The organism is Parajatrophihabitans canadensis (genome assembly GCF_053764775.1).
Genome location: NZ_CM132445.1, coordinates 2266974 through 2288715, shown reverse-complemented (window position 1 = coordinate 2288715; position 21742 = coordinate 2266974). Strand labels below are relative to the sequence as shown.

18 protein-coding genes are annotated in these 21742 nt (G+C 62.1%); 6 read left to right on the top strand and 12 right to left on the bottom strand.

The genetic code is table 11. From position 1 onward, the window contains the following. The first annotated feature begins 154 nt into the window (after positions 1-154). A complete protein-coding gene (locus tag ACSMXN_RS11160; protein ID WP_022912319.1) occupies positions 155-808 on the top strand; it encodes an ACT domain-containing protein in 654 nt (217 codons plus the stop codon). Positions 809-862: 54 nt separating this feature from the next. On the opposite strand, the gene ligA is transcribed toward ACSMXN_RS11160, so the two are convergent. From ligA to cspE, 10 genes are all read right to left on the bottom strand, one after another. Then, the gene (gene ligA, locus ACSMXN_RS11155; RefSeq protein WP_196811213.1) at positions 863-2983 is read right to left on the bottom strand and encodes an NAD-dependent DNA ligase LigA; all 2121 of its coding nucleotides are present in this window, start codon (positions 2981-2983) and stop codon (positions 863-865) included. Positions 2984-3047: 64 nt separating this feature from the next. Continuing rightward, positions 3048-4040 (bottom strand): vitamin-B12 independent methionine synthase, encoded by a 993-nt coding sequence (locus tag ACSMXN_RS11150; RefSeq protein WP_022912317.1) that lies wholly within the window; start codon positions 4038-4040, stop codon positions 3048-3050. A 10-nt stretch (positions 4041-4050) separates the two neighbouring features. Beyond that, positions 4051-5166, bottom strand: a complete 1116-nt coding sequence (mnmA, locus tag ACSMXN_RS11145) for a tRNA 2-thiouridine(34) synthase MnmA (RefSeq protein ID WP_022912316.1) — start codon at positions 5164-5166, stop codon at positions 4051-4053. After that, positions 5163-6356 carry a cysteine desulfurase family protein gene (locus ACSMXN_RS11140; protein ID WP_022912315.1) on the bottom strand — a complete coding sequence of 398 codons (1194 nt, stop codon included), beginning with the start codon at positions 6354-6356 and terminating at the stop codon, positions 5163-5165. The genes mnmA and ACSMXN_RS11140 overlap by 4 nt, the downstream gene beginning before the upstream one ends. 11 nt (positions 6357-6367) lie before the next feature. Next, positions 6368-7858 carry an MFS transporter gene (locus tag ACSMXN_RS11135; RefSeq protein ID WP_022912314.1) on the bottom strand — a complete coding sequence of 497 codons (1491 nt, stop codon included), beginning with the start codon at positions 7856-7858 and terminating at the stop codon, positions 6368-6370. 80 nt (positions 7859-7938) lie between these two features. Further along, on the bottom strand, positions 7939-8529 hold the full coding sequence (locus ACSMXN_RS11130) for a hypothetical protein (RefSeq protein ID WP_022912313.1): 591 nt from the start codon (positions 8527-8529) through the stop codon (positions 7939-7941). A gap of 12 nt (positions 8530-8541) precedes the next feature. Further along, positions 8542-9642 carry an L-cysteine desulfhydrase Cds1 gene (cds1, locus tag ACSMXN_RS11125; protein WP_022912312.1) on the bottom strand — a complete coding sequence of 367 codons (1101 nt, stop codon included), beginning with the start codon at positions 9640-9642 and terminating at the stop codon, positions 8542-8544. Between the two features lie 84 nt (positions 9643-9726). Further along, positions 9727-10374, bottom strand: coding sequence for an HAD hydrolase-like protein (locus ACSMXN_RS11120; protein ID WP_022912311.1), 648 nt, complete (start codon positions 10372-10374; stop codon positions 9727-9729). A 4-nt stretch (positions 10375-10378) separates the two neighbouring features. Next, a complete protein-coding gene (locus ACSMXN_RS11115; RefSeq protein ID WP_022912310.1) occupies positions 10379-11158 on the bottom strand; it encodes an enoyl-CoA hydratase/isomerase family protein in 780 nt (259 codons plus the stop codon). Between the two features lie 165 nt (positions 11159-11323). Continuing rightward, a complete protein-coding gene (gene cspE / locus ACSMXN_RS11110; protein ID WP_027139193.1) occupies positions 11324-11527 on the bottom strand; it encodes a transcription antiterminator/RNA stability regulator CspE in 204 nt (67 codons plus the stop codon). A gap of 270 nt (positions 11528-11797) precedes the next feature. Between cspE and add the strand changes: the two genes are divergently transcribed. From add to ACSMXN_RS11095, 3 genes are all read left to right on the top strand, one after another. Next, on the top strand, positions 11798-12838 hold the full coding sequence (gene add, locus ACSMXN_RS11105) for an adenosine deaminase (RefSeq protein ID WP_022912308.1): 1041 nt from the start codon (positions 11798-11800) through the stop codon (positions 12836-12838). A 94-nt stretch (positions 12839-12932) separates the two neighbouring features. Further along, positions 12933-13400, top strand: a complete 468-nt coding sequence (locus ACSMXN_RS11100; RefSeq protein WP_022912307.1) for a GreA/GreB family elongation factor — start codon at positions 12933-12935, stop codon at positions 13398-13400. A gap of 12 nt (positions 13401-13412) precedes the next feature. Next, the gene (locus tag ACSMXN_RS11095; protein WP_022912306.1) at positions 13413-13796 is read left to right on the top strand and encodes an MmcQ/YjbR family DNA-binding protein; all 384 of its coding nucleotides are present in this window, start codon (positions 13413-13415) and stop codon (positions 13794-13796) included. Positions 13797-13869: 73 nt separating this feature from the next. On the opposite strand, the gene ACSMXN_RS11090 is transcribed toward ACSMXN_RS11095, so the two are convergent. Continuing rightward, positions 13870-14697: an ABC transporter ATP-binding protein gene (locus ACSMXN_RS11090; RefSeq protein ID WP_455407749.1), complete on the bottom strand. Its 828-nt coding sequence runs from the start codon at positions 14695-14697 to the stop codon at positions 13870-13872. Between the two features lie 123 nt (positions 14698-14820). Here ACSMXN_RS11090 and glgX point away from each other — a divergent pair, with 123 nt between their 5' ends. Next, positions 14821-17016, top strand: coding sequence for a glycogen debranching protein GlgX (glgX, locus tag ACSMXN_RS11085; RefSeq protein ID WP_022912304.1), 2196 nt, complete (start codon positions 14821-14823; stop codon positions 17014-17016). Between the two features lie 47 nt (positions 17017-17063). Here the strand turns inward: glgX and glgP are convergent, their stop codons facing one another. Continuing rightward, positions 17064-19634 carry an alpha-glucan family phosphorylase gene (gene glgP / locus ACSMXN_RS11080; protein WP_022912303.1) on the bottom strand — a complete coding sequence of 857 codons (2571 nt, stop codon included), beginning with the start codon at positions 19632-19634 and terminating at the stop codon, positions 17064-17066. A gap of 106 nt (positions 19635-19740) precedes the next feature. On the opposite strand from glgP, the gene ACSMXN_RS11075 reads away from it, so the two are divergent. Next, positions 19741-21729, top strand: coding sequence for an alpha-1,4-glucan--maltose-1-phosphate maltosyltransferase (locus ACSMXN_RS11075; protein WP_022912302.1), 1989 nt, complete (start codon positions 19741-19743; stop codon positions 21727-21729). The last annotated feature ends 13 nt before the right edge of the window (positions 21730-21742 follow it).

Sequence of the window (21742 nt, the reverse complement as noted above, 5' to 3'; positions counted from 1 at the left end):
CCCGCGATCAGGCCGTTGACGCCTGCCGATGCCAGCCGATACGGCCCGCGGACGCAGGTCAGCAGTCGAGGCAGGGATGATGAGATTACTGAGCGTGCTCTGACGAGGCACCCGGGGTAACAGGCTGGATACATCGTGTTGGGACAATACGCGGGTGTCCTTCCTGATCAGAGTCGTCCTGCCCGATCGCCCGGGTGCACTGGGCGCCGTCGCAACCGCACTCGGCCATGCGGGCGCCGACATTCTCAGCGTCGACATCGTCGAGCGCACTCCCGGACACGCCACTGACGATCTCGTGGTCGAGCTGCCACCGGACAAGCTGGCAGACTCGTTGGTGACCGCGGCAGCCAGCGTGGAAGGCGTTCGCGTCGAGTCGATCCGCCCTTACGCGGGGGTCATAGACCCATTCCGCGAACTGGAACTGCTGGAGAAACTCGCGCCGAACAACGACGATGCTCGTACCGTCCTGGCCGACGGCGTGTGCCGATTGTTTCGCTCAGGTTGGGCGCTCGTCCTTCAGGCACCCGAGTTGACCGGTGGACCGTCAACAGTCATTGCACGCAGTTCTGCTGCTCCTGAGATCGAGACGCTCGCCACGCCGTGGTGGCCCGCCCAGCCCCCAAGGCCATTGGACGCGGACGAAGACTGGGCGCCAAACGACTGGTCGGCCCTCGGCACCGAACTTGCCGTCGTGCCGCTGGGCGCCGAAGCGATTCTGGTCGGCCGCCCTGCCCTGCGTTGGTTGGCGAGCGAGCTCATCCGGATGTCTCACCTGGCCTCGATCGCATCAACGGTGCTGACCTCCTAGCCCGACAAACCGTCTCAGCTGGGATGGTTAGCGCGCGCCGCGCAGGCGGAGGCGCTAGCTCTCGTCGCCAATGCGTGCGAGGGACATCGCTGCGTCTGGCCCATCGGCAAGTAAGACATCGAAACCAGACTCGTCCAGTATGGGTACCTTCAGGTCGACTGCCTTTGCGTACTTCGTGCCGGGTGCCTCCCCTACGACAACGAACGCCGTCTTCTTCGACACCGAGCTTGCGTTCTTGCCGCCTAATGCCGCGATTGCCTCGGCCGCGCTATCACGCGTAAAGCGCTCAAGAGAACCGGTGACCACTATGGAGAGTCCGGCCAGCGGCTTGGGACCGTCATCGACGGGGCGATCCTCGCTGAGGACGACCCCTGCGGCACGCCACTTTTCGATGATCTCGCGATGCCAATCCACGGCGAACCAGTCGACCAGGGATTCGGCGATGGTCATACCCACGCCCTCAGCGGCGGCAAGCTCCGCGGCGCTGGCCGACGCGATGGCATCGATCGACCCGAATTGGGCTGCGAGTTCTTGGGCTGCCGTCGGACCGACGTGCCGAATCGACAAGGCAACAAGTACACGCCACAGCGGCCTGGTTTTCGCGGCTTCGATGTTGTCCAGAAGTTTCTTGGCGTTTGCCGCCAGTTCGCCGTCCTTGCGAATAAAAAACTCGGCTTGACGTAGCGCGGTGGCATCGAGTTTGAAGAGGTCGCCCTCATCGGCCACAATTCCGGCGGCTAGCAACGCAACCGCCGCCTCGTAGCCAAAGACCTCAATATCGAAGGCGCCGCGACCCGCGACGTGGAACAGCCTCTCACGTAGCTGTGCTGGGCACGAGCGTTGATTCGGACACCGGATGTCGGCGTCGCCGTCTTTCTGTGGCTTGAGTTCGGTACCGCACTCTGGGCAGTGCGTCGGCATCACGAACTCGCGTTCCGAACCGTCGCGCAGGTCGACGACGGGACCAAGAATCTCCGGAATCACGTCGCCGGCCTTGCGTAACACGATCGTGTCACCAATTAGCACGCCTTTGCGTTTCACCTCACTTGCATTGTGCAAAGTCGCAAGCGAGACGGTCGACCCGGCAACCTGAACGGGCTCCATGAAGCCGAAAGGTGTCACCCGTCCGGTGCGCCCGACGTTCACGCGGATATCGAGGAGCTTCGTGTTCACTTCTTCCGGGGGGTATTTGAAGGCAATCGCCCATCGCGGGGCACGACTCGTAGCGCCCAACTGCCTTTGCTGAGCGAGTGAATCAACCTTGACCACAACACCGTCGATCTCGTGCTCGACGTCATGTCGATGTTCGCCGTAGTAAGCGATGAACTCCTTGACCTCGGACAGCGAGGGCAGGACCTTTGCCCGCGCAGACGTGGGCAGGCCCCAACCTTGCAGAAGGCCATACCATTGCGACTGCCTTGTGACCGTGGGGCCGCCTTCAACGTGTCCTACACCGTGTACGACCATTTGCAGCTTGCGAGAGGCTGTGATCCTTGGATCCTTTTGCCGTAGCGACCCAGAAGCCGTGTTGCGCGGATTCGCGTACGGGGGCTTGCCGGCCTCAACCAACGCTGCATTCAACTCGGCAAACCGTTCGAGCGGAAAATAAACTTCACCACGAACTTCGATCACTTCAGGTATGCCGTCTCCCACCAGACGGTCCGGAATCCCCTGGATCGTACGGACGTTGCCTGTCACGTCCTCACCTGTGCGGCCGTCGCCACGGGTTGCGCCACGCACCAGCCTGCCGCGTTCGTACACCAGATCGATAGCCAGACCATCGACCTTCAATTCGCAGAGATAGCCCGTTTCGCCGACTTCTTTGTCAACTCTCGCGGCCCAGGCATCGAGTTCGTTCTGAGAGAAGGCATTGTCCAAAGACAGCATTCTCTCCAAGTGGGCGACCGCATTGAATTGCGAGGAGAAATCGCCGGCAACACGTTGCGTAGGTGAATCCGGAGTGCGCAACTGTGGGAAGTCGTCTTCAAGTTTTTGCACCGCACGGAGCTTGGTGTCGTAATCGGCGTCGGAAAGAGTCGGCGCGTTCAGAATGTAGTAGCGATAGGAAGCGTCTAGCAGCTCTTCGGATAGCGCCGCATGCTGTTGACGTGCGTCGGCCGGGACAGAGTCATCCTCGATGGAGGGTGTCGGGTCTGCGGTGCTCACAGCGAACAAGTTACCGTCCACCGCCGACAGAACTCAGCTTCGGGACTGTCAAGCAGCCGCGATGGCGCCGCGCTCACTGCTCCGTAAGAGACCGGCCGACATCGCGCAAGATGTTCATGACGCGCCGTACGTACGGTGCGGACGCACCTGCCAAGCCACATTGCGGCGTCACCACGACGGCATCCGCGAGAGACTCAGACGCAAAACCAAGGCGCTGCCATAGTGAGGCCACCTTGTTTCGGAGCTGGTCGAAAGAAATCTCTGCATCGGTGCTCGGCGCGATGCCCAGCCAAACGGATACATCGGCCTCAATCAGCTCACCGATCGAATCGAGCTGTTTCATACTCAAGAGGGCGTAGTCCACAGCAATCGCCGAGGCTCCCGCATCGCGAATCAACTCGAAGGGAACGTCCGCCGCGCAACAATGCAGAACCCGATGCCCGACGTCGGCGGCCTCCAGGAGGGCGGCCAGGGCAGGCTGCGCTATTGCAGGTGACATTGAACGCACTGTGCCGTAGCCCGACGGGGTGGGCACCGTGCCAGCCAGGACTGAAGGCAACGCCGGCTCGTCGACCTGGAGAACGATACGCGTTCCTGGCAGCCTCGAACGGAGATCGCTCAAATGAAGCCGAGTGCCTTCAGCCAGCGAGCCGGCCAGATCTCGAAAGGCCCCGTGGTCGGTCAATACCTTGTGCAGGTTAGGAAGTTCAACGTTCGCTGCCATCGTCATCGGACCGCAGACTTGCACCTTCAACAATGGCAGTCCTTGCGCCTGCTCGGTCAGCGCATCGAGGTCGCGCTTCAACAGATCGCCCGCTCGGCTCATGTCCCGACCTGTGTGATCCGAGGCCGTCCAGCCATGAAGTTGCCATTCCAACGGCAGATCAACGAGCATGGCTCCGGCCCTACCTACCATGTCAGCGCCGATGCCTCGGTCGGGAAGCTCCGGCAGGTACGGCAGTTCGGGAACTTCGCCGAGCACCAGCCGGACTGCCTCATCAGGGTCCGAGCCCGGAAGCGAACCCAGGCCGGTCGCGGTACCCCGGGGCCACGGCCTATCCGTCATCGCCGACCGGTCATTCGGACGGCCCTGCAACCGGCTGCAGGGGCCGCACGCTGGTGGCCGTAATGGTGGCCGAGCCGATCACTCGATCTCCGTCGTACATCACGAGTGCCTGGCCAGCCGCAACGCCACGCTGGACGCCCTCCAGGATGGCAATCAGGCCGCCGCCACCGGCAGAATCATGCGGCTGGCTCAGGCTGATCCGAGCCTGAGAAACCATTCCGTGCGCGCGCATCTGAACGAGGCAATCGAAATCACGGTCAGGCGCAGCGCTCGTCCACACCGGTCGGTCACAGTGGATGGTGTTGACCTCGAGATCATGTGCGCTACCGACGACGACCGTGTTCGTCTTGGGCTGGATGGCCAACACGTAGCGCGGATCCCCCGAAGGTGTGGGCGTCGTCAACTTCAGCCCCTTCCGCTGCCCGACCGTGAACCCGAACGCACCGTTGTGTGAGCCGAGGACGTCTCCAGCGGAATCGACGATGTCTCCGGGACGCTCCCCCAGTTGCCGTTTCAGGAATCCCTGGGTGTCGCCGTCGGCAATAAAACAGATGTCGTGCGAGTCCGGCTTGTCGGCAACCGTCAGACCTCGTCGAGCGGCTTCGGCACGCACCTCGTCCTTGGTCGAATCCCCAAGTGGAAAGATAGCGTGCGCCAACTGCTCCGGACGCAAAACGGCCAGCACATAGGACTGGTCCTTGGCGTGATCGACGGAGCGGCTCAGGCTGCCTGCGACCAGCTTGGCGTGATGGCCGGTAACCACCGCGTCGAATCCGAGGGCTAAGGCCCGATCCAGCAGTGCCTCGAACTTGATCTTCTCGTTGCATCGCAAGCAGGGGTTCGGGGTGTGCCCGGCCTCGTACTCGGCGATGAAATCGTCGATTACATCGGCCTTGAAACGGTCCGCGAAGTCCCAGATGTAGAACGGGATCTCGAGGATGTCAGCACAGCGGCGGGCATCATGCGAATCTTCGACCGAGCAACACCCTCGCGCGCCAGTGCGCAACGTGGCCGGTTGTTTGGACAGAGCGAGGTGAACGCCAGTCACGTCCCACCCGGCATCGACAGCACGAGCCGCGGCGACCGCGGAGTCGACGCCGCCGCTCATGGCAGCCAAGACCTTCATGACGCTCGCGCCGTCGTCGTCGCAAGCGCAGACATGCCAGCCCGACGGGCCCGCTCGGTGACCGGACCGATTGAATCGATGACTGCCCGCACATCGGAATCCGTGGAGGAATGGCCCAATGACAGCCGCAACGATCCACGCGCCCGGGCCTCGCCGGCTCCCATCGCGAGCAACACATGGGACGGTTGAGCGACTCCTGCCGAACAAGCAGAACCTGTCGAACATTCGACCCCACGGGCATCGAGCAGCATCAGTAAGGAATCGCCCTCACATCCGGGGAACGACAGATGAGCGTTACCGGGTAAACGATCGACCGGGTGGCCGTTCAGGATTGCGTCCGGTACCTCGCGGAGGATGCCTTCGATGAGTTCGCGGCGGAGGCTCCCCAGCCGAGCAGCAGTCTCAGCGCGGCGATCAACGGCTAGCTCCGCGGCCAGTGAAAAGCCCACTACGCCAGGAGTGTCGAGAGTCCCGGATCGAACGTCACGCTCCTGCCCACCGCCGTGCAGTAGCGGGATGCACGACACCTCCCGCTTGAGCAGCAGCGCACCAACGCCGTACGGGCCACCTAGCTTGTGACCTGTGACAGTCAAAGCATCAACGCCCGACTCAAGGAATGACACCTCGAGGGCGCCGACGGCCTGCACCGCATCGGTATGAAATGGCACACCGTAACCGTGCGCGATGTCGGAAAGCTCCCTGATCGGCTGGATGGTTCCGACCTCGTTGTTCGCCCACATCACGCTCGCAACGGCGACAGACGCCGGGTCGGTTTCGATAGCGGCAGAAAGCGTCTCCGGAAGAACGGCGCCGTAGGCGTCGACCGGCAAGAACTCGACCTGCGCACCCTCGTACTCGGCTAGCCAGTTCACCGCGTCCAGAACAGCATGGTGCTCGATCGCGCTGACGAGGACCCTGCGCCGTCGTGAGTCCTCCGCGCGGCGCGCAAAGAAAATGCCCTTGACCGCGAGGTTGTCGGACTCGGTTCCGCCGCCCGTGAAAATCACCTCGGAAGGTCGAGCATCAAGGGCCGACGCCAATCGCTCTCGCGACTCCTCGACAATCCGGCGTGCCTTACGACCGGCGGTATGTAGTGACGAAGGGTTGCCGACCAGGGTCATGGCCTCCGTCATGGCGGCGATGACCTCCTCCAACATCGGAGTGGTGGCGGCGTGGTCCAGATATGGCATCGGAGACCAGCTTACGGCGAGACAGCGTTCGAGCCGACCGCCGACGCATGGCGGCCCTGCGCAACGCTGGCACTGCGCGAAGCCGGTCCAGCGCTGTTTCGGTCCGCTCGCGGGCCACGGTCCGCTGGCCTGAGCCGGGCGGCCCGCACGATGGCAAGGAGTCCTGCGCCCGACAGCACCAAGAACACGATCGAGAGACCCGAACCGTAATCGATCTTGCCGTGTGCGCCGGCAGCGACCAATGCACCAGAAAAGGCCGTGCACAGTGCGCTGCAGGAAGAATCAGCCAACTGCAACGAAGCCGAGTCCGAACCGCGGTCGGCGTCGTTGGTGAACTCGAGCATCGAGACACTCGCGGTCGTGAGAGCGAATCCGGCACCTAAGCCCGCCAGCGGCCAGGCCAGGAAAGCAGCCCACCCGGGCACGACCTCAGCAGCGGTGGCGGCCATACCGATCCCCGCAGCAGCCATCAACACCAGACCGCAGCCCACGAGGAACGGCCGGCTTAATCGCTTGGATCTGCTCTGCACCTGCGAACCCAGCGCCCACGTGACCGCGCTGAGCATCAATGGCGCCCCTGCCAGGGTTGGCGAGTAGTGATGCTGCACCTTCAGCGTCAGCGGCACGATCGATTCCATCCCGAAGAAGGTCCCAGCGAGAACGCCTCGAAACGCCACGGCCGCCGGCACACCGGCCGCGAAGGAGATCGTGCCTGAGGGCAGCAATCGTCGCAGGCCGAGGACGAGCAAGGCGATGCCTGCAACGGCCAGTGCCACGCTGGCGGGTCGTTGGTTCTCTCCGATGTTGGCGATTCCTGCAATACCGATTGCCGTCAGAATTGCGTAGCCGATGCGACTTGGATTCTGGAACCGCTGATGATCGGCGTGGCTGGCATGTACTCGCAGCTGCCGCAACGAGGGCACCAGCATCAGCCCTCCGACCACGACAAACGGGGCCAAGCCCCCAAAGACCCAGCGCCAGGAGAAATGCTCGGTGATCCAGCCGGCGATGACAGGGCCAACCAGCCCTGGAACGATCCACGCGCTGGAGAGCGCGGCGAAGATTCGCGGCCTGATCTCGTCCGGGTAAGCCTCGCCCATCACCACGTACATCGCGGTGATCAGCAACCCGACCGCCAAGCCCTGTACGACCCGCGCACCGACCAGGATCGTCATGGAACCGGCGAGGCCGCCGATTACCAGTCCGACGACGAACAGCAGTAGGCCGACGAGGAGAGGCATTCTCGGCCCGCGCAGATCCGAGTACATGCCCGACGACACCATGCCGACTACCGACGCCACCAGAAAGCCGGTGAATGACCATCCGTACGAGCCAAGGCCGTGCAAATCGCTCGCCGCAGTGGGAAGTGCCGTCGCCACGGCCATCGCCTCGAACGCGATGATCGTCATCAGAATGATGATGCCGAGCGTGGAAATTCGGTATGCCGACGAGAAGATCGACTTCGGTTTGCCGCTGGTGCGGGCAATGGTCCGGTCGGTCACGTTAACTCAGTCTACGGCTCGTTATCTCATTCCTAAAATATCCTGATTCCCCCGCCTAGCCAGCCCCGAAATATCCCTTTTCAGCTCACGCCTTGATGTCCTAGTGCGTCGTTGCGTCGCGGATCGCCAGCTACCTCTGAGCGGCGCAACCCGTATCCGCCCGACATGGCCAGGGCGACACCGCACACACCGAAAACCGAGGCCAGCACCACGAGCACCGCGCTCAGGTCGGCTGGAGAATCATCAGCATCGTCGACGAATACCTTAGACACGCCATTGCAAGCAAAGTGAAAGCTGCCCGTCTGGTCGGCGGTGAAGGTGGCGAAGACGTGTAGGTCCCTCGGATCGTCTCGTGTACCTGAAATCGTGATCGGTCGCGTCGCGCCGTCCGGAGCAGATGCCATACACACCGGCGTGATGTCCGAACCCAGGACGCCAGCCTTCGTCAGTTTCGCGACACCGTCCGCGCTCGACAGTTGATATGTCCGACCTGCAGTGATGTGGTAGGTCGGCGCCGGCACCGCGCCACGGTCGTAGGCGTGCCGCTGGCTTCCCGACACCAAGCGGGCCCCGCCAAGGGACAAGGCCGCGATGACCGCCAACATGACACCTGCGGCCAACCGGGCGGCCGGCGTCAGTCGCTGGCTGCTGCGCCGCTCAGGTTCGGTCATGCCACCATCGTGTCATCCTGCAAGGCCGACCCAAGTCCCGCCAGCCAGGGCGCCCTCAATTTTACTTGCGTATTCCGCAATGAAAATGCCCTGTGCCTGCAGCCAGTCGTCCGAGTAGTAGGTATCGGAATATCGCTCACCCCCATCGCAGATCAACGTCACAATGCTGCCCCGCCGACCCGATGCGTGCATCTGCATTGCAATCGTCAATGCCCCGATGAAATTGGTACCGGTGGAGGCACCGACGCGCTTGCCCAGGGGTTCGGTCAGGTACCGCATCGCGGCCAGCGACGCCGCATCGGGGACGCTGATCATCCGGTCCACCACGTCGCCGACGAAGCTCGGTTCGACGCGCGGCCGGCCGATACCCTCGATCCGCGACCCCTTGCCGGTCACGATCTTGTCGCTGTTCGCCTGCCAACCTGGGAAGAACGCCGAGTTCTCGACGTCAACCACGCACAGTCGGGTATTCAGCCTCCTATACCGGATGTAGCGGCCGACGGTCGCCGACGTTCCTCCGGTGCCCGCTCCTACCACGATCCACGACGGGACCGGATACGGTTCAAGGGCCATCTGAGCGAAGGTGGATTCGGCAATGTTGTTGTTGCCACGCCAGTCAGTGGCCCGTTCCGCGAAGGTGAACTGATCGATGTAGTGTCCGCCACACTGGTCGGCCAAGCGCGCCGCTTCGGCGTAAATCATCGTCGCGTCATCAACCAGATGGCACCGTCCACCCTGGCGCTGGATCAAGGCGATCTTGTTCGCCGACGTGGAACGGGGCATCACTGCCACGAACGGAAGACCCAACAGCCGAGCGAAGTAGGCCTCGCTGACCGCGGTCGAGCCCGACGAGGCTTCGATAACGGTCGTGCCCTCTTTCAGCCAGCCATTGGCTAGCGCATACAAGAAGAGCGAACGCGCCAGGCGGTGCTTGAGTGAACCAGTTGGATGCGTCGATTCATCCTTGAAGTAAAGGTCGATTCCCCAGTCACGCGGAAGCTCGAATCTGATGAGATGGGTGTCGGCTGATCGGTTGGCGTCCGCCTCTACCCGGCGGACGGCATCATCGGACCAAGCCCGTTCAGCCGACGTTCCTCGTTCGACATCGGTCATCGTTTTCTCCGCTTCGAGCCCGCGTTGCGAATGCGGTGGTGCGCATCCGGCTGCGGTGGATGCTACTGAGCGTGGCGAGCATTCTCAGCCGATCAGCGAAAGAACCTCGGAGGGGCTCGCTGCCAACCCGATCGCTCCCGCCGTTGTGAGCTCGGCGCGCGTGCCATACCCCCACAGAACTCCGATACAGCGAACACCGTGCGCTGCCGAGCCAAGGACATCATGGCTTCGATCGCCGACCATCAGAACGGTCGTTGGATCAGGACCGCCAAGCCGGCGCAAGACCTCGCCGACAACGAGGGCCTTGGTGTCCAACGCTCCCCCGAGTGTGTCGCCGCCGATGGTGCTGAAGTAACCAGCGAGACCGAGGTAGTCGATGATCTGAGCGGCGTGGAGCTCGGGTTTGCTGGTCGCCACTGCCATCTTGATGCCTCGACTCGACAGCGCTTCGAGCAGGCGCGGCACACCGTCATACGCGTTGGTGACGTACATGTCGCCCTCGTCGACGTAGTGCCGGCGGTATGCCGCGATCGCTTCGTCCAGGCGATCCTCGCCGACCAAAGGCGGCAGGGTGTGGTAGAACGGTGGCCCGAGTAGCGCCCTGGCTGTCTGGTCGTCGATCCACGGAACACCGAGATCAACGAAGGCTTTGCGCAGCGAGTCCAAGATGCCCGGTGCCGAATCACTCAGCGTTCCATCGAGATCAAACAGAACTGTCTCGATCGGCGGCATGGACTCAGTTCCCGACGAACTCGGCTTTGCCAGGGCCGTTCTGAACGAACGAATCGATCCCCCGTTGCTTGTCTTCCGTGGCGAACACGCCAGCGAACAAGTGGGATTCGAGCCTGAGCCCAGTAGCGAGGTCGATCTCCAGACCCTGATCGATAGCCGCCTTGGCCGCTCTGAGCGCCAAAGCTGGACCCTTGGCGAACTTCGCGGCCATCGCCTGAGCGGTGCTGTAGACATCCGCGGTCCCGACCACCACATCGACGAGACCGATCTCAAGAGCCTCCGCGGCGTCGACAAATCGGCCCGTATAGATGAGATCCTTGGCCTTGGACGGACCGATGAGCCGCGGCAGGCGCTGCGTGCCACCCATACCGGGGATGAGACCGAGCAAGACCTCTGGCATGCCCCATTTCGCCTTGTCAGCGCTGACCCTGAAGTCGGCTGCAAGCGCAACCTCGCACCCGCCGCCGAGCGCAAACCCGGTTACTGCAGCGATGACTGGCTTCGGGATCTGAGCGATGGACTCGGTCGTGGCCATGATCGAGGTCGCGACCCGGCTCATGTCCTGGGCCGACATGGTTTGGAACTCCTTGACGTCCGCCCCGGCCACGAACACCTTCTCGCCACCCCACAACACAACCGCACGAATGTCATCGCGTCGGCTGCATTCCAAAGCCGCCTCGCGGAGGCCGTCCTGCACCTCGGTGTTGAGGGCGTTGACCGGCGGTCGATCAATCCGAATTGTCGCCACGCCGTTGTCTACCTCGCATTGGACGAGTGTTGCCACACCTAGGCTCCTTGACTCTGGGCCGCCAGGAAGACGGCGATGCACGATGTGAGCCTGAGCCTATTACCCGCGCGTTCACCGACCTGTGGCGATCCGGTCGCACCGGCGGATGGACAGCAAAACGGGCCCGGCGATAATCGCCGAGCCCGTCCTCAGTGCAGGAAATCAGATGGCGCGAACGTTCTCCGCCTGCGGGCCCTTCTGGCCCTGGGTGGTGTCGAATTCGACCTTCTGGTTCTCGTCGAGGCTGCGGTAGCCGTCCGACGTGATGGCTGAGTAGTGGACGAAAACGTCCGCGCTGCCATCTTCGGGAGCGATGAAGCCAAAGCCCTTTTCAGCGTTGAACCACTTGACGGTTCCCTGAGTCATGCTGGTGTTCCTTCCATCTTTTGTCAGGTATCGCACCTGCGATACCCGGGTCACTCACCGGACGTACGAACCGTTCCCGGTAGGACCGAAAATGGAAGGGACAACCGGTCGCCAGGTGATGAAGGATAGTTATCCGACGATTCCTGTCTTGGCGGCCAAGGTAACCGTACCAACATCAAGGCAGAAACGGTCAAGCGGCGCGACATTCACCGAGCGCTATTCGGCCGTGCCTTGGCGGCGACGACCCCGTAAGGCTCCTAAAATTGCGGAGTGCGAGACCTCCGAGGACTACCCAAGGTCCATCTGCACGTACATCTTGAAAGCACGATCAGGCCGGCAACCGTCGCCGAGATCGCCCGCGAGAACCAATTGCACCTGAAGTCCATCGGCCCATCGACAGGCTCCCTAGCGACGATTTCTGGTGCCAGGATGGTTGGCCAAACCTCTGACTCACCGCTTGTCGGCTCCGAATTCCGCGCCTTCGCCGATCAGAACGGTCGCATCCGTGACGTGCTTATTCGCCCCGAAGACTTTCGGCGGATCGCCTTTGAATTCTGTGCCGACGAAGCGGCCCAAGGCACTCGGTACGCCGAAGTGACCTTCACGGCCGCCGCGCACGAGGAACGACTGGGGCAACCGAACATGCCCGTGGAAGCCGTACTCGACGGGCTTGCCGCCGGTCGGGATGCCTACGGGATCGAGTCGCGGCTGCTACTCGACCACCCGCGTAAGCGATCGGTCGCGCGTGCTCACCGCACGCTTGACCTGGCGATTCAGTACGCCGATCGAGGGGTGGTCGGCATCGGGCTCGCCGGGGAAGAGTCCCACCCGATCGATCAGTTCGAAGCGGTATTCCGGCGTGCGATGGCCTACAACATTCACCTCGTACACCACGCTGGCGAGGCTTGCGGCCCAGAGAGCATTCGCACGGCCCTTGGGGTTGGGCGAGCCGAACGCATCGGTCACGGCATAACAGTCTTGCAGGACCCGGAGCTCGTCGCCGAGATGCGCGAGCTCAAAATTCCACTCGAGGTCTGTCCCTCGTCAAACGTTGCACTCGGCTTTGCCCGTTCCATAGAAGGACATCCCATTCACGAGATGAGATCGCAGGGGCTCGTTGTCACGCTCAATGCGGATATCCCGTCGGCCACGAACTCGCCGCTGCTGAAGGAGTTCGAACTGGTCCGCGCTGAGTTCAACTATGACGACGAGTCGATCGCAGAGCTCAACCGAGCGGCCATCGACGCCTCGTTCGCACCGGCTGAGACGAAGTTGAGACTTCACCGCTCGACCAACGACTGGCTCACCTAGAATCGCTTAGTACAGACCTACCTTGTGTCGGGAACGAAATCGCCCCTCCTGGAGTTGGTATGAGTTCCAGGCCGTTTTAATTGAAGGAATTCCCTTGACCACGAGTCTTTCCGTCCTTTCCAAGTCATCCCGCACGGCTCTGCAGGCACGACTGGCCGATCTCAAGGCCCAGCGTGCGCAGGCGGCCGTCGAGAGCATCCCTCAGTCCGGCACTGGCGACGCCGCTGACCACGCTGGAAACATCGACGCCCTGATCCGACTCGGTGAGCTGGACAGCCGTATCGCCGATCTCGAAGTCCAACTACAGGCTCCGATCATCGAGGCCGCAGACCCGCTCGAAGCAGCGGTTGGCAGCCAAGTCGTCCTGCGCTTCGGACCGGACGAAGAACCCGAGACCTTCTTGATCGGGCGAGTTGAGCAGGCGAGCACCGGCATCGAAGTCATCACGCCGAACAGTCCACTCGGCTCGGTCCTCATCGGAGCGCACCCAGGAGACGCAGTTACGTACCGCGCTGCCAACGGCAAGACGATCAGTGTGACCTTGGTCTCCGTAGGCGCCTGAGCCTCGAAAAAGATGGCTCCGCCTGCGGAAATTGACCGTTTACGCGAGATCTGCCTGGCGTTGCCACAAACTACGGAGCGGCTCAGTCACGGTGAGCCCACCTGGTTCGTCCGTGACAAGAAGAGCTTTGTGATGTTCGCAGATCACCATCACAACGATGGACGTCTAGCTTTCTGGTGCGCTTCGGTGAGCGAGCGCCAGCAGTCATTGATTGAAGAGGACCCGGAGACGTTCTTCGTGCCGCCGTACGTCGGTAAGAAGGGGTGGGTGGGGGTCCGCCTCGACCGGCAGCCGCAGTGGGACCTCATCGCAGATCTTGTCGACGAGGCCTACCGCATGAGTGCTCCGAAGAGCGTGCTGGCCGAACTCGATCGCCAGGACCCGCTCGGGCTATGACACCGCGCCCGTCACACTGCCCGGGCGATGACACCGCGCCCGTCACACTGCCCGGGCTATGACACCGCGCCCGTCACACTGCCCGGGCGAAGAACCTGCCTCCGGTGTGTTCTACCGACAGGTTCAACCCGAAGGTGACCGACAGAAGTTCTGAGGTCAGAACGTCGTCGAGCAAACCTTGCGCCACGACGCCGCCCTCGCGCAGCAACAACGCGTGACTCATGCCGGCCGGGATCTCTTCAACGTGGTGGGTTACCAAGACCATCGCCGGCGCCTCGGCGTCAGCGGCGAGAGCAGACAGCCGACGGAGCAAGTCCTCGCGACCCCCAAGGTCCATGCCGGCCGCGGGTTCGTCCAGCAACAACAGTTCCGGATCTGTCATCATCGCCCGTGCGATCTGAACTCGTTTGCGCTCGCCCTCGCTGAGTGTGCCGTAGGTGCGCTCCGCCAGGTCGCCGACGCCGAAGCGTGACAGCAGGCTCTTCGCACGACGGACGTCCAGCCTGCCGTACGCCTCGCGCCATCTGCCGATCACCGCGTACCCAGCGGAAACAACGACGTCCACGACCAACTCGCCCGCCGGGATGCGCTGCGCCAGCGATGCCGACGAGAGCCCGATCCGCGGGCGCAGTTCGAAGACATCGACCGCGCCGAGCCGCTCACCGAAGATCGCGACGGTGCCCTCTGTCGGATGCATCGTCGCGGCAGCCATCTGTAGCAGAGTGGTCTTGCCAGCACCGTTTGGCCCGAGAACGACCCATCGCTCGTCCTCCTCGACGGTCCAGTTCATTGCGTCGAGCAACACTTTCTGTCCACGACGTACGGTGACCTGCTCGAACTGCAGCGTCGCGTCGGGGTTGGGCTCAAATTCCGGTGACACCACCCATCCATCCAACAGCACCCACATTTCCTAACGCAGGCGGCATCACCCCGGCGCGTCTTGATTGCGAAGCACAAGGTGACAACACGAGCCTGTCGATCAGCCCGCTTAAGGTGCGATGACCCCGCGTAAAGTGCGAGGACAATGGAACCCGCAACGAACCTCACTCAGTCGTTGGCGCGCCGGCTCGGCGCTCCCAGCGACAACCTCGTCGCTGGGCTCGGCGCTCCCAGCGACAACCTCGTCGCATGGCCCGGCAAGCCATTTCCGGTCGGCGCCACCTGGGACGGCGAGGGCACGCACTTCGCCATCTGGTCGCCAACGGCTACCAGGGCAGACGTCTGTCTGTTCGATACCGCCGGCGACGAACATCGCGTCCAGCTCGCCGAGCGGACCTTTCACATCTGGCACGGCTACATCCCCGGCATCAACCCCGGCCAGCGCTACGGGTACCGGCTGCAGGGCCCGCACCAGCCTTCCGCGGGACTCATTCACAATCCCGCGAAGCTGCTCATCGATCCCTACGCGAGAGCAATCGACGGCGACTTCGTCGACGACCAAGCCTGCTATGCCGACAACGATCTCGACTCGGCCCCTTTTGTACCTCGATCCGTGGTGGTGCTCGACGGATTCCCGTGGGGCTCAGATAGACGTCCACACACGCCGTGGGAAGACACGGTGATCTATGAGTTACACGTCAAGGGCTTCACCGCCTTGCATCCCGACATCCCGGCTGAGCTGCGCGGCACCTACGCGGGCCTGGCACACCCGGCCGCCATCTCTTACTTGAAGAGTTTGGGAATTACCGCTGTCGAGTTGCTACCGATTCACCACTTCGTCACCGAGCCCGCGCTCCAACGTCGTGGCGCGAAGAACTACTGGGGATACAACTCGATCGGATTTTTCGCACCGCACGCTGCCTACGCGACCCACACGGGGCGACTGGGCGGAAATCAGGTACGCGAGTTCAAGGCGATGGTGCGCGCGCTGCACGCTGCCGATATCGAAGTCATCCTCGACGTCGTCTACAACCACACCGGCGAAGCCGAACCCGATGGACCCGTGTTGTCCTTCCGTGGGATCGACAACACCAGCTACTACCGGCTGGATCCCAACGATCGTTCGAAATATCTCGACTACACCGGATGCGGCAACACTCTCGACGCCAGAATCCCAACCGTGCTTCAAATGGTGATGGATTCGCTGCGTTATTGGGTCAGCGAAATGCACGTGGACGGCTTCCGGTTCGATCTGGCATCAGCTCTGGCCCGTTCCCTGCACGATGTGGACAAGCTGTCATCGTTCTTCGACGTCATCCACCAGGACCCGGTGATAAGTCAGGTCAAGTTGATCGCCGAGCCGTGGGATCTTGGCAATGGTGGGTACCAGGTTGGCGAGTTTCCTCCGTTGTGGACGGAGTGGAACGGCAAGTACCGCGATACTGTCCGCGATTTCTGGGCACATGGCGCCGGCGGCGTACGCGACCTCGCCTACCGATTGACCGGCTCCTCGGACCTGTACGGAGACGACGGCCGGCTACCTTTTGCATCTATCAATTTCGTAACCGCACATGACGGATTCACCTTGCGGGATCTGGCAACCTACGAGCATAAGCACAATGAAGCCAACGGCGAGAGCAACCGCGACGGCACGGACGACAATCGCTCGATCAACTTTGGCGTCGAAGGCGAAACCGACAAGACAGACATCGTCACAATTCGGCGTCGACAGGTCAGAAGTCTGCTTGCAACACTTCTGCTGTCTACTGGCGTGCCGATGTTAGTAGCCGGGGACGAGCGGTTTCGGACGCAGCAAGGCAACAACAACGCCTATTGCCAGGACAATGAGATCTCGTGGCTTGACTGGACTTCGAGTGACGCGGCGGACGACTTGTTCGCGTTGGCCCAGCGGCTGATCGCGTTACGTAAGTCATCTCCGGTGCTCCGGCAACGAGCATTCTTCGAGGGTCACTCGGTTGTCGGCGGCGACGGCTGCAAAGATCTCGCCTGGTTTCAGGCGTCTGGCGTCGAGTTGGGCGACCGTGAATGGTTTGATCCGAACCTCCGCACGATTGGTATGTATTTGGACGGCCGCGGCCTTCGACACCGTGGTCCCCGCGGCGAGCTCATCTTGGACGAGTCCTATTTGCTCATCCTGCACTCCGGAGACGACGCGACCGCTTTCACGGTGCCCGGCAAGCCATGGGCAAGCCAGTACGACGTTGTCATCGACACCACCGAACCCGGCGGCGACGACGGTTCGTCCTCCGTCATCGACGCCGGTACGACTATCACCGTAGAAGCCCGTTCAGTGTTGCTGTTGCGAGCTGAACGGGGCTGAGGCACTGCGGGTCCCGCGTCAGTGCGCGGACGGGTGAGTGCCAAGCGTCAGTGCGCGATCGCGACCAAACCTGTTTCAACCGGGTTTGCCAGCGACGGGTGGACAGGCATGACCCGGACCGTGTAACCGAATGCGCCTGCGCGGTTCAGCGGGATATCGCCGGTGAAGAACGCACCGTCCTCACGCTCGTCGGCCAGGTCGAGCACTTCGATATTGGTCGTAGTGAAGCGATTGTCTGCGTCCACCGGTCCGAACAGCGCCTGAACCTGAACATCGGATGATTTCAAGCCAGCCAAGGCCACTTCCGCTCTCAGCGTTAGCGTGCCACCCAGAGTCGGATCGCCATCGACTTGAGACTCGACATGCCGCACTGCAACACCCTTCCAGGCGCCCGTCACCCAGGATTTCCACGCTGCCATGTCCTTCGCTGCGGCGTAGTCATTCGCGTTCATGAGCGCCGCAGCCTGCGCAGCTGGCGCATACAGGGTGCGAATGTAGTCACGGACCATCCGCGTGGCGAGTACTTTCGGTCCGAGCGACTTCAGGGTGTAGCGCACCATCGAGACCCACTGTGCGGGGATGCCTTTGGAGTCTCGGTCGTAGAAGCGCTGCGCTACCTGGTGTTCGATGAGGTCGTACATCGCTGCAGCTTCCACCGCATCACGATGGTCATCGGTGGTGCCGTCAAGCGAATCATCGGCCGACGGGATCTCCCAGCCGTTCTTGCCGTCCTCGCACCATTCATCCCACCAGCCGTCTTTGATGGACAGGTTGAGGCCACCGTTGAGAGCCGCCTTCATACCGGAGGTCCCACATGCCTCCAACGGCCGAAGTGGATTGTTGAGCCAGACATCGCTACCCCAGTAGAGGTAACGCGCCATGCCGATGTCGTAGTCGGGCAGGAAGGCGATTCGTTCGCGCACCTCAGGGTCGTCGGTGAATCGGACGAGCTGGGCGATCAACTCCTTGCCGCCGTCATCGGCCGGATGCGACTTGCCCGCAACAACGATCTGTACCGGGCGTTCCGGATCGGTTAGCAGCTTCTTCAGTCGTTCAGGGTCCCGCAGCATCAACGTGAGTCGCTTATAAGAGGGCACCCGACGGGCGAACCCGATGGTGAGTGTGTCCGGATCGAATGCATTGAAGGTCCAAGCCAGTTCGACGCCGGAGAAACCTCGCTCCAGCCCACTCTGACGGAGGCGGCGCCGGATCTCGCCAACCAACCGCTCCCGCAGATCGCGTTTGATGGACCAGAGTTCGATGTCTTCGATCTGGTCGATCGCGTCCCAGCCCGTCCCTGCGGCCAGCGCTTCTGAGCCAGCGACACGCTCAGCCAGATCAAGGATCTCTCGTGCCATCCAAGTTGGCGCATGGACGCCATTGGTGATCGATGTGATCGGCACTTCGTCCGCGTCGAAGCCTGGCCACAGGTTGTTGAACATCGACCTGCTCACTCGACCATGAAGCTGCGCGACGCCGTTGGCCCGTTGGCCGAGCCGAAGGCCCATATGCGCCATGTTGAACTTGGTTACATCCTCTTCGCGCCCGAGCTCGAGAATCTTGTCAACCGGAACCCCTGGCACATCGTGCAGATAGGACTCAATGAGAGTGCGATCGAATCTGTCGATTCCCGCTGGGACGGGCGTATGAGTTGTGAATACGGTGCCGGCACGTACCGCGGTCAGGGCTTCGTCGAAGCTCAACTTGGCTTCGCCGAACGTGAGCTCGCTGATCCGCTCGATTCCGAGGAATCCTGCGTGGCCCTCGTTGGTGTGAAACACCTGGGGCGAGGCATGCCCCGTGATCGCGCAGTACGCCCGGAGGGCTCGTACGCCGCCGACGCCCAGCAGCAGCTCCTGCAAGAGACGATGTTCTGGGCCGCCGCCGTAAAGCCGATCGGTGACGCCCCGGGCGGCGGCGTCGTTCTCCTCGACATCGGAATCGAGCAACAGCAACGGCACCCGGCCTACTGACGCCAGCCAGATCTGGGCGTGTAGAGCGCGCCCCTCGGGCAGCTCCAGGATCACTCTCGAGGCATTGCCGTCGGCGTCGCGAAGGGGAGTTAGGGGTAGGCCCTGTGGGTCGAGTGAGGGGTAGCGCTCCTGCTGCCATCCCTCGCGCGACAAAGACTGCGAGAAGTAGCCGGCCCGGTACAGCAGACCCACGCCGATGATCGGCGCGCCCAGGTCAGAGGCTGCTTTCAAGTGATCGCCAGCGAGGATGCCAAGGCCACCGGAGTACTGAGGGAGCACTTCGGTGATGCCGAACTCAGGTGAGAAGTACGCGACGGATTCGGGCAGCGACCCAGGCTTGGCCTCCAGCTGGCGCTGGTACCAGCGCGGCTGCTCGAGGTAGTCCTTCAGATCGTCGGACACGTCGGAAAGTCGTCGTAGGAACCTGCGGTCCCGCGCCAGCACTGCGAGTCGATCGGTGCTCACGCCGCCCAGCAATTTAGCGGGGTCGCCGTTGGACTGTGCCCATAATTCCGGATCCACGGACTCCAGGAGATCCAGCGAATCCGGGTGCCAGGACCACCGCAGGTTAGCAACGATCTCGCCCAGCGGCGCCAGCTGCTCCGGGAGCGCAGCGCGAACGGTCAATCGACGAAGAGCCTTCATAGGGCAGAGGATAGCGGGTGACGGTAACGCTTACAGACGAGCACGGGAATGACTTACGTCATCATCGATCTCCGACAACCGCCTTGACGGGCGCTACGGTGAACGGGTGGCCGGACGACTGGGACTCAACGCAATACACCCTGTGATCGCGCTCGGCGAGCTGCCTGCACGGGCGGTCGTAGGCGAGCACATCACTATCGAGGCAACGGTATTTCGGGAAGGCCACGACGCGGTAGCGGCGTCAGTCGTCTGGCGCTCTCCGAAGGGGAAGTCTGCGGAATTCAATCGGCTGCGACCGCTTGGCGGCGGCAGCGATCGGTGGCGGACCGAGGTAGTGCCCACGACGCCCGGCATGTGGACTTTTCAGGTCGAGGCTTGGAGCGACCCGCTCAGCACCTGGTACCACGCCATCGAAGTCAAAGTCGATGCCGGGCAGAACGCCGAGGAATTGGCCAATGACCTGGAGGCCGGCGCCCAGCTGTGGGAACGGGTATCGGCTTTGAGCAAGACAAAAGCGGAGACCAAGCTCGCGATGTCGGTGGCAAAGGACCTCCGGAACGAGACCGTAGATATTCCATTGCGAATCACCCGCTCGCTCAGTCATGAGGTCCGCGATCTCGCGCATCGCCGTCCCATCCGGGAATTGATCACCGAGTCACACAGCTACGAAGTCTGGGTGGACCGGCAGAAAGCGCTCTATGGCGCCTGGTACGAATTCTTTCCACGCTCGATCGGCGCCGAACTCGCCGATGATCTCGACGACCCGGCGAGACCGTTGCGGCATGGCACTTTTGCCGACGCCACCAAACATCTCGACTACGTTTCTGATCTCGGGTTCGATGTCGTCTACCTGCCGCCGATCCACCCGATCGGGAAGGTGAATCGCAAAGGCCCGAACAACAGCCTCAACCCCAAACCAACCGACACCGGTTCACCCTGGGCGATCGGTTCGGACGAGGGCGGCCACGATGCGATTCACCCAGAGCTTGGTGATGAAGCGGATTTCGCGGCCTTCGTCGCACGTGCGCGGGAACTCGAGCTCGATGTCGCCCTCGACCTTGCCTTTCAATGCGCGCCTGATCATCCGTGGGTAAAGCAACATCCGGAGTGGTTCACGACGCTGCCCGACCAGACCATCGCTTACGCGGAGAACCCGCCGAAGAAATATCAGGATATCTACCCACTCAACTTCGACAACGACCCGAAGGGCATCTACGCCGAGTTGCTCCGCGTAACGATGCTCTGGGTGAACCGTGGGGTAAAGATCTTTAGGGTCGACAATCCTCATACCAAGCCGCTCGATTTCTGGCAGTGGTTGATCGCGAGCGTCAAGAAGAAAAATCCGGAGGTGCTGTTTCTAGCCGAGGCGTTCACCCGCCCGGCCATGATGCACGAGCTCGCACGAATCGGATTCAGTCAAAGCTATACCTACTTCACCTGGCGAAACACTCCTTGGGAGTTACAGCAGTACGGTGAAGAGCTCGTGGCGGCAGCAGACTATATGCGTCCTAACTTCTGGCCGAACACGCCCGACATCCTGAACGAGTTCCTGCAGTACTCGGGTCGGGCAGGATTCTCCATCCGAGTGGTGCTGGCTTCGATGATGTCTCCGAACTACGGGATCTATTCGGGATTCGAGTTGTTCGAAAGCACTGCCGTTCGACCCGGTAGTGAGGAGTACCTGAATTCCGAGAAGTACCAACTGCGCCCGCGCGATTATCAGGGTGCGATTGCACGAGGCGATTCCCTGGCGCCGTTCATCACACGACTCAACGAGATTCGGCGCGCGCATCCGGCGCTGCACCAGTTGCGCAATCTTCGCTTTCACCAATCGGAGAATGACGGAATCATCGCCTTTTCGAAGAAGGACCCGAACTCAGACGACACGATCCTTGTTATCTGCTCCATGGATCCGCACAACACGCGAGAGGGATGGGTCCATCTACGGCTGGACGAGCTCGGCGTCGATTGGTTCACCAACTTCACGGCCAGCGATCTCGTCACCGGCACGAATTACGAATGGGGCGAGCACAACTTCGTGCGATTGCACCCACACCAGCCGGCACACATCTTTTCAGTGCATCGCCACGTTTGAGAACCGATAAGGG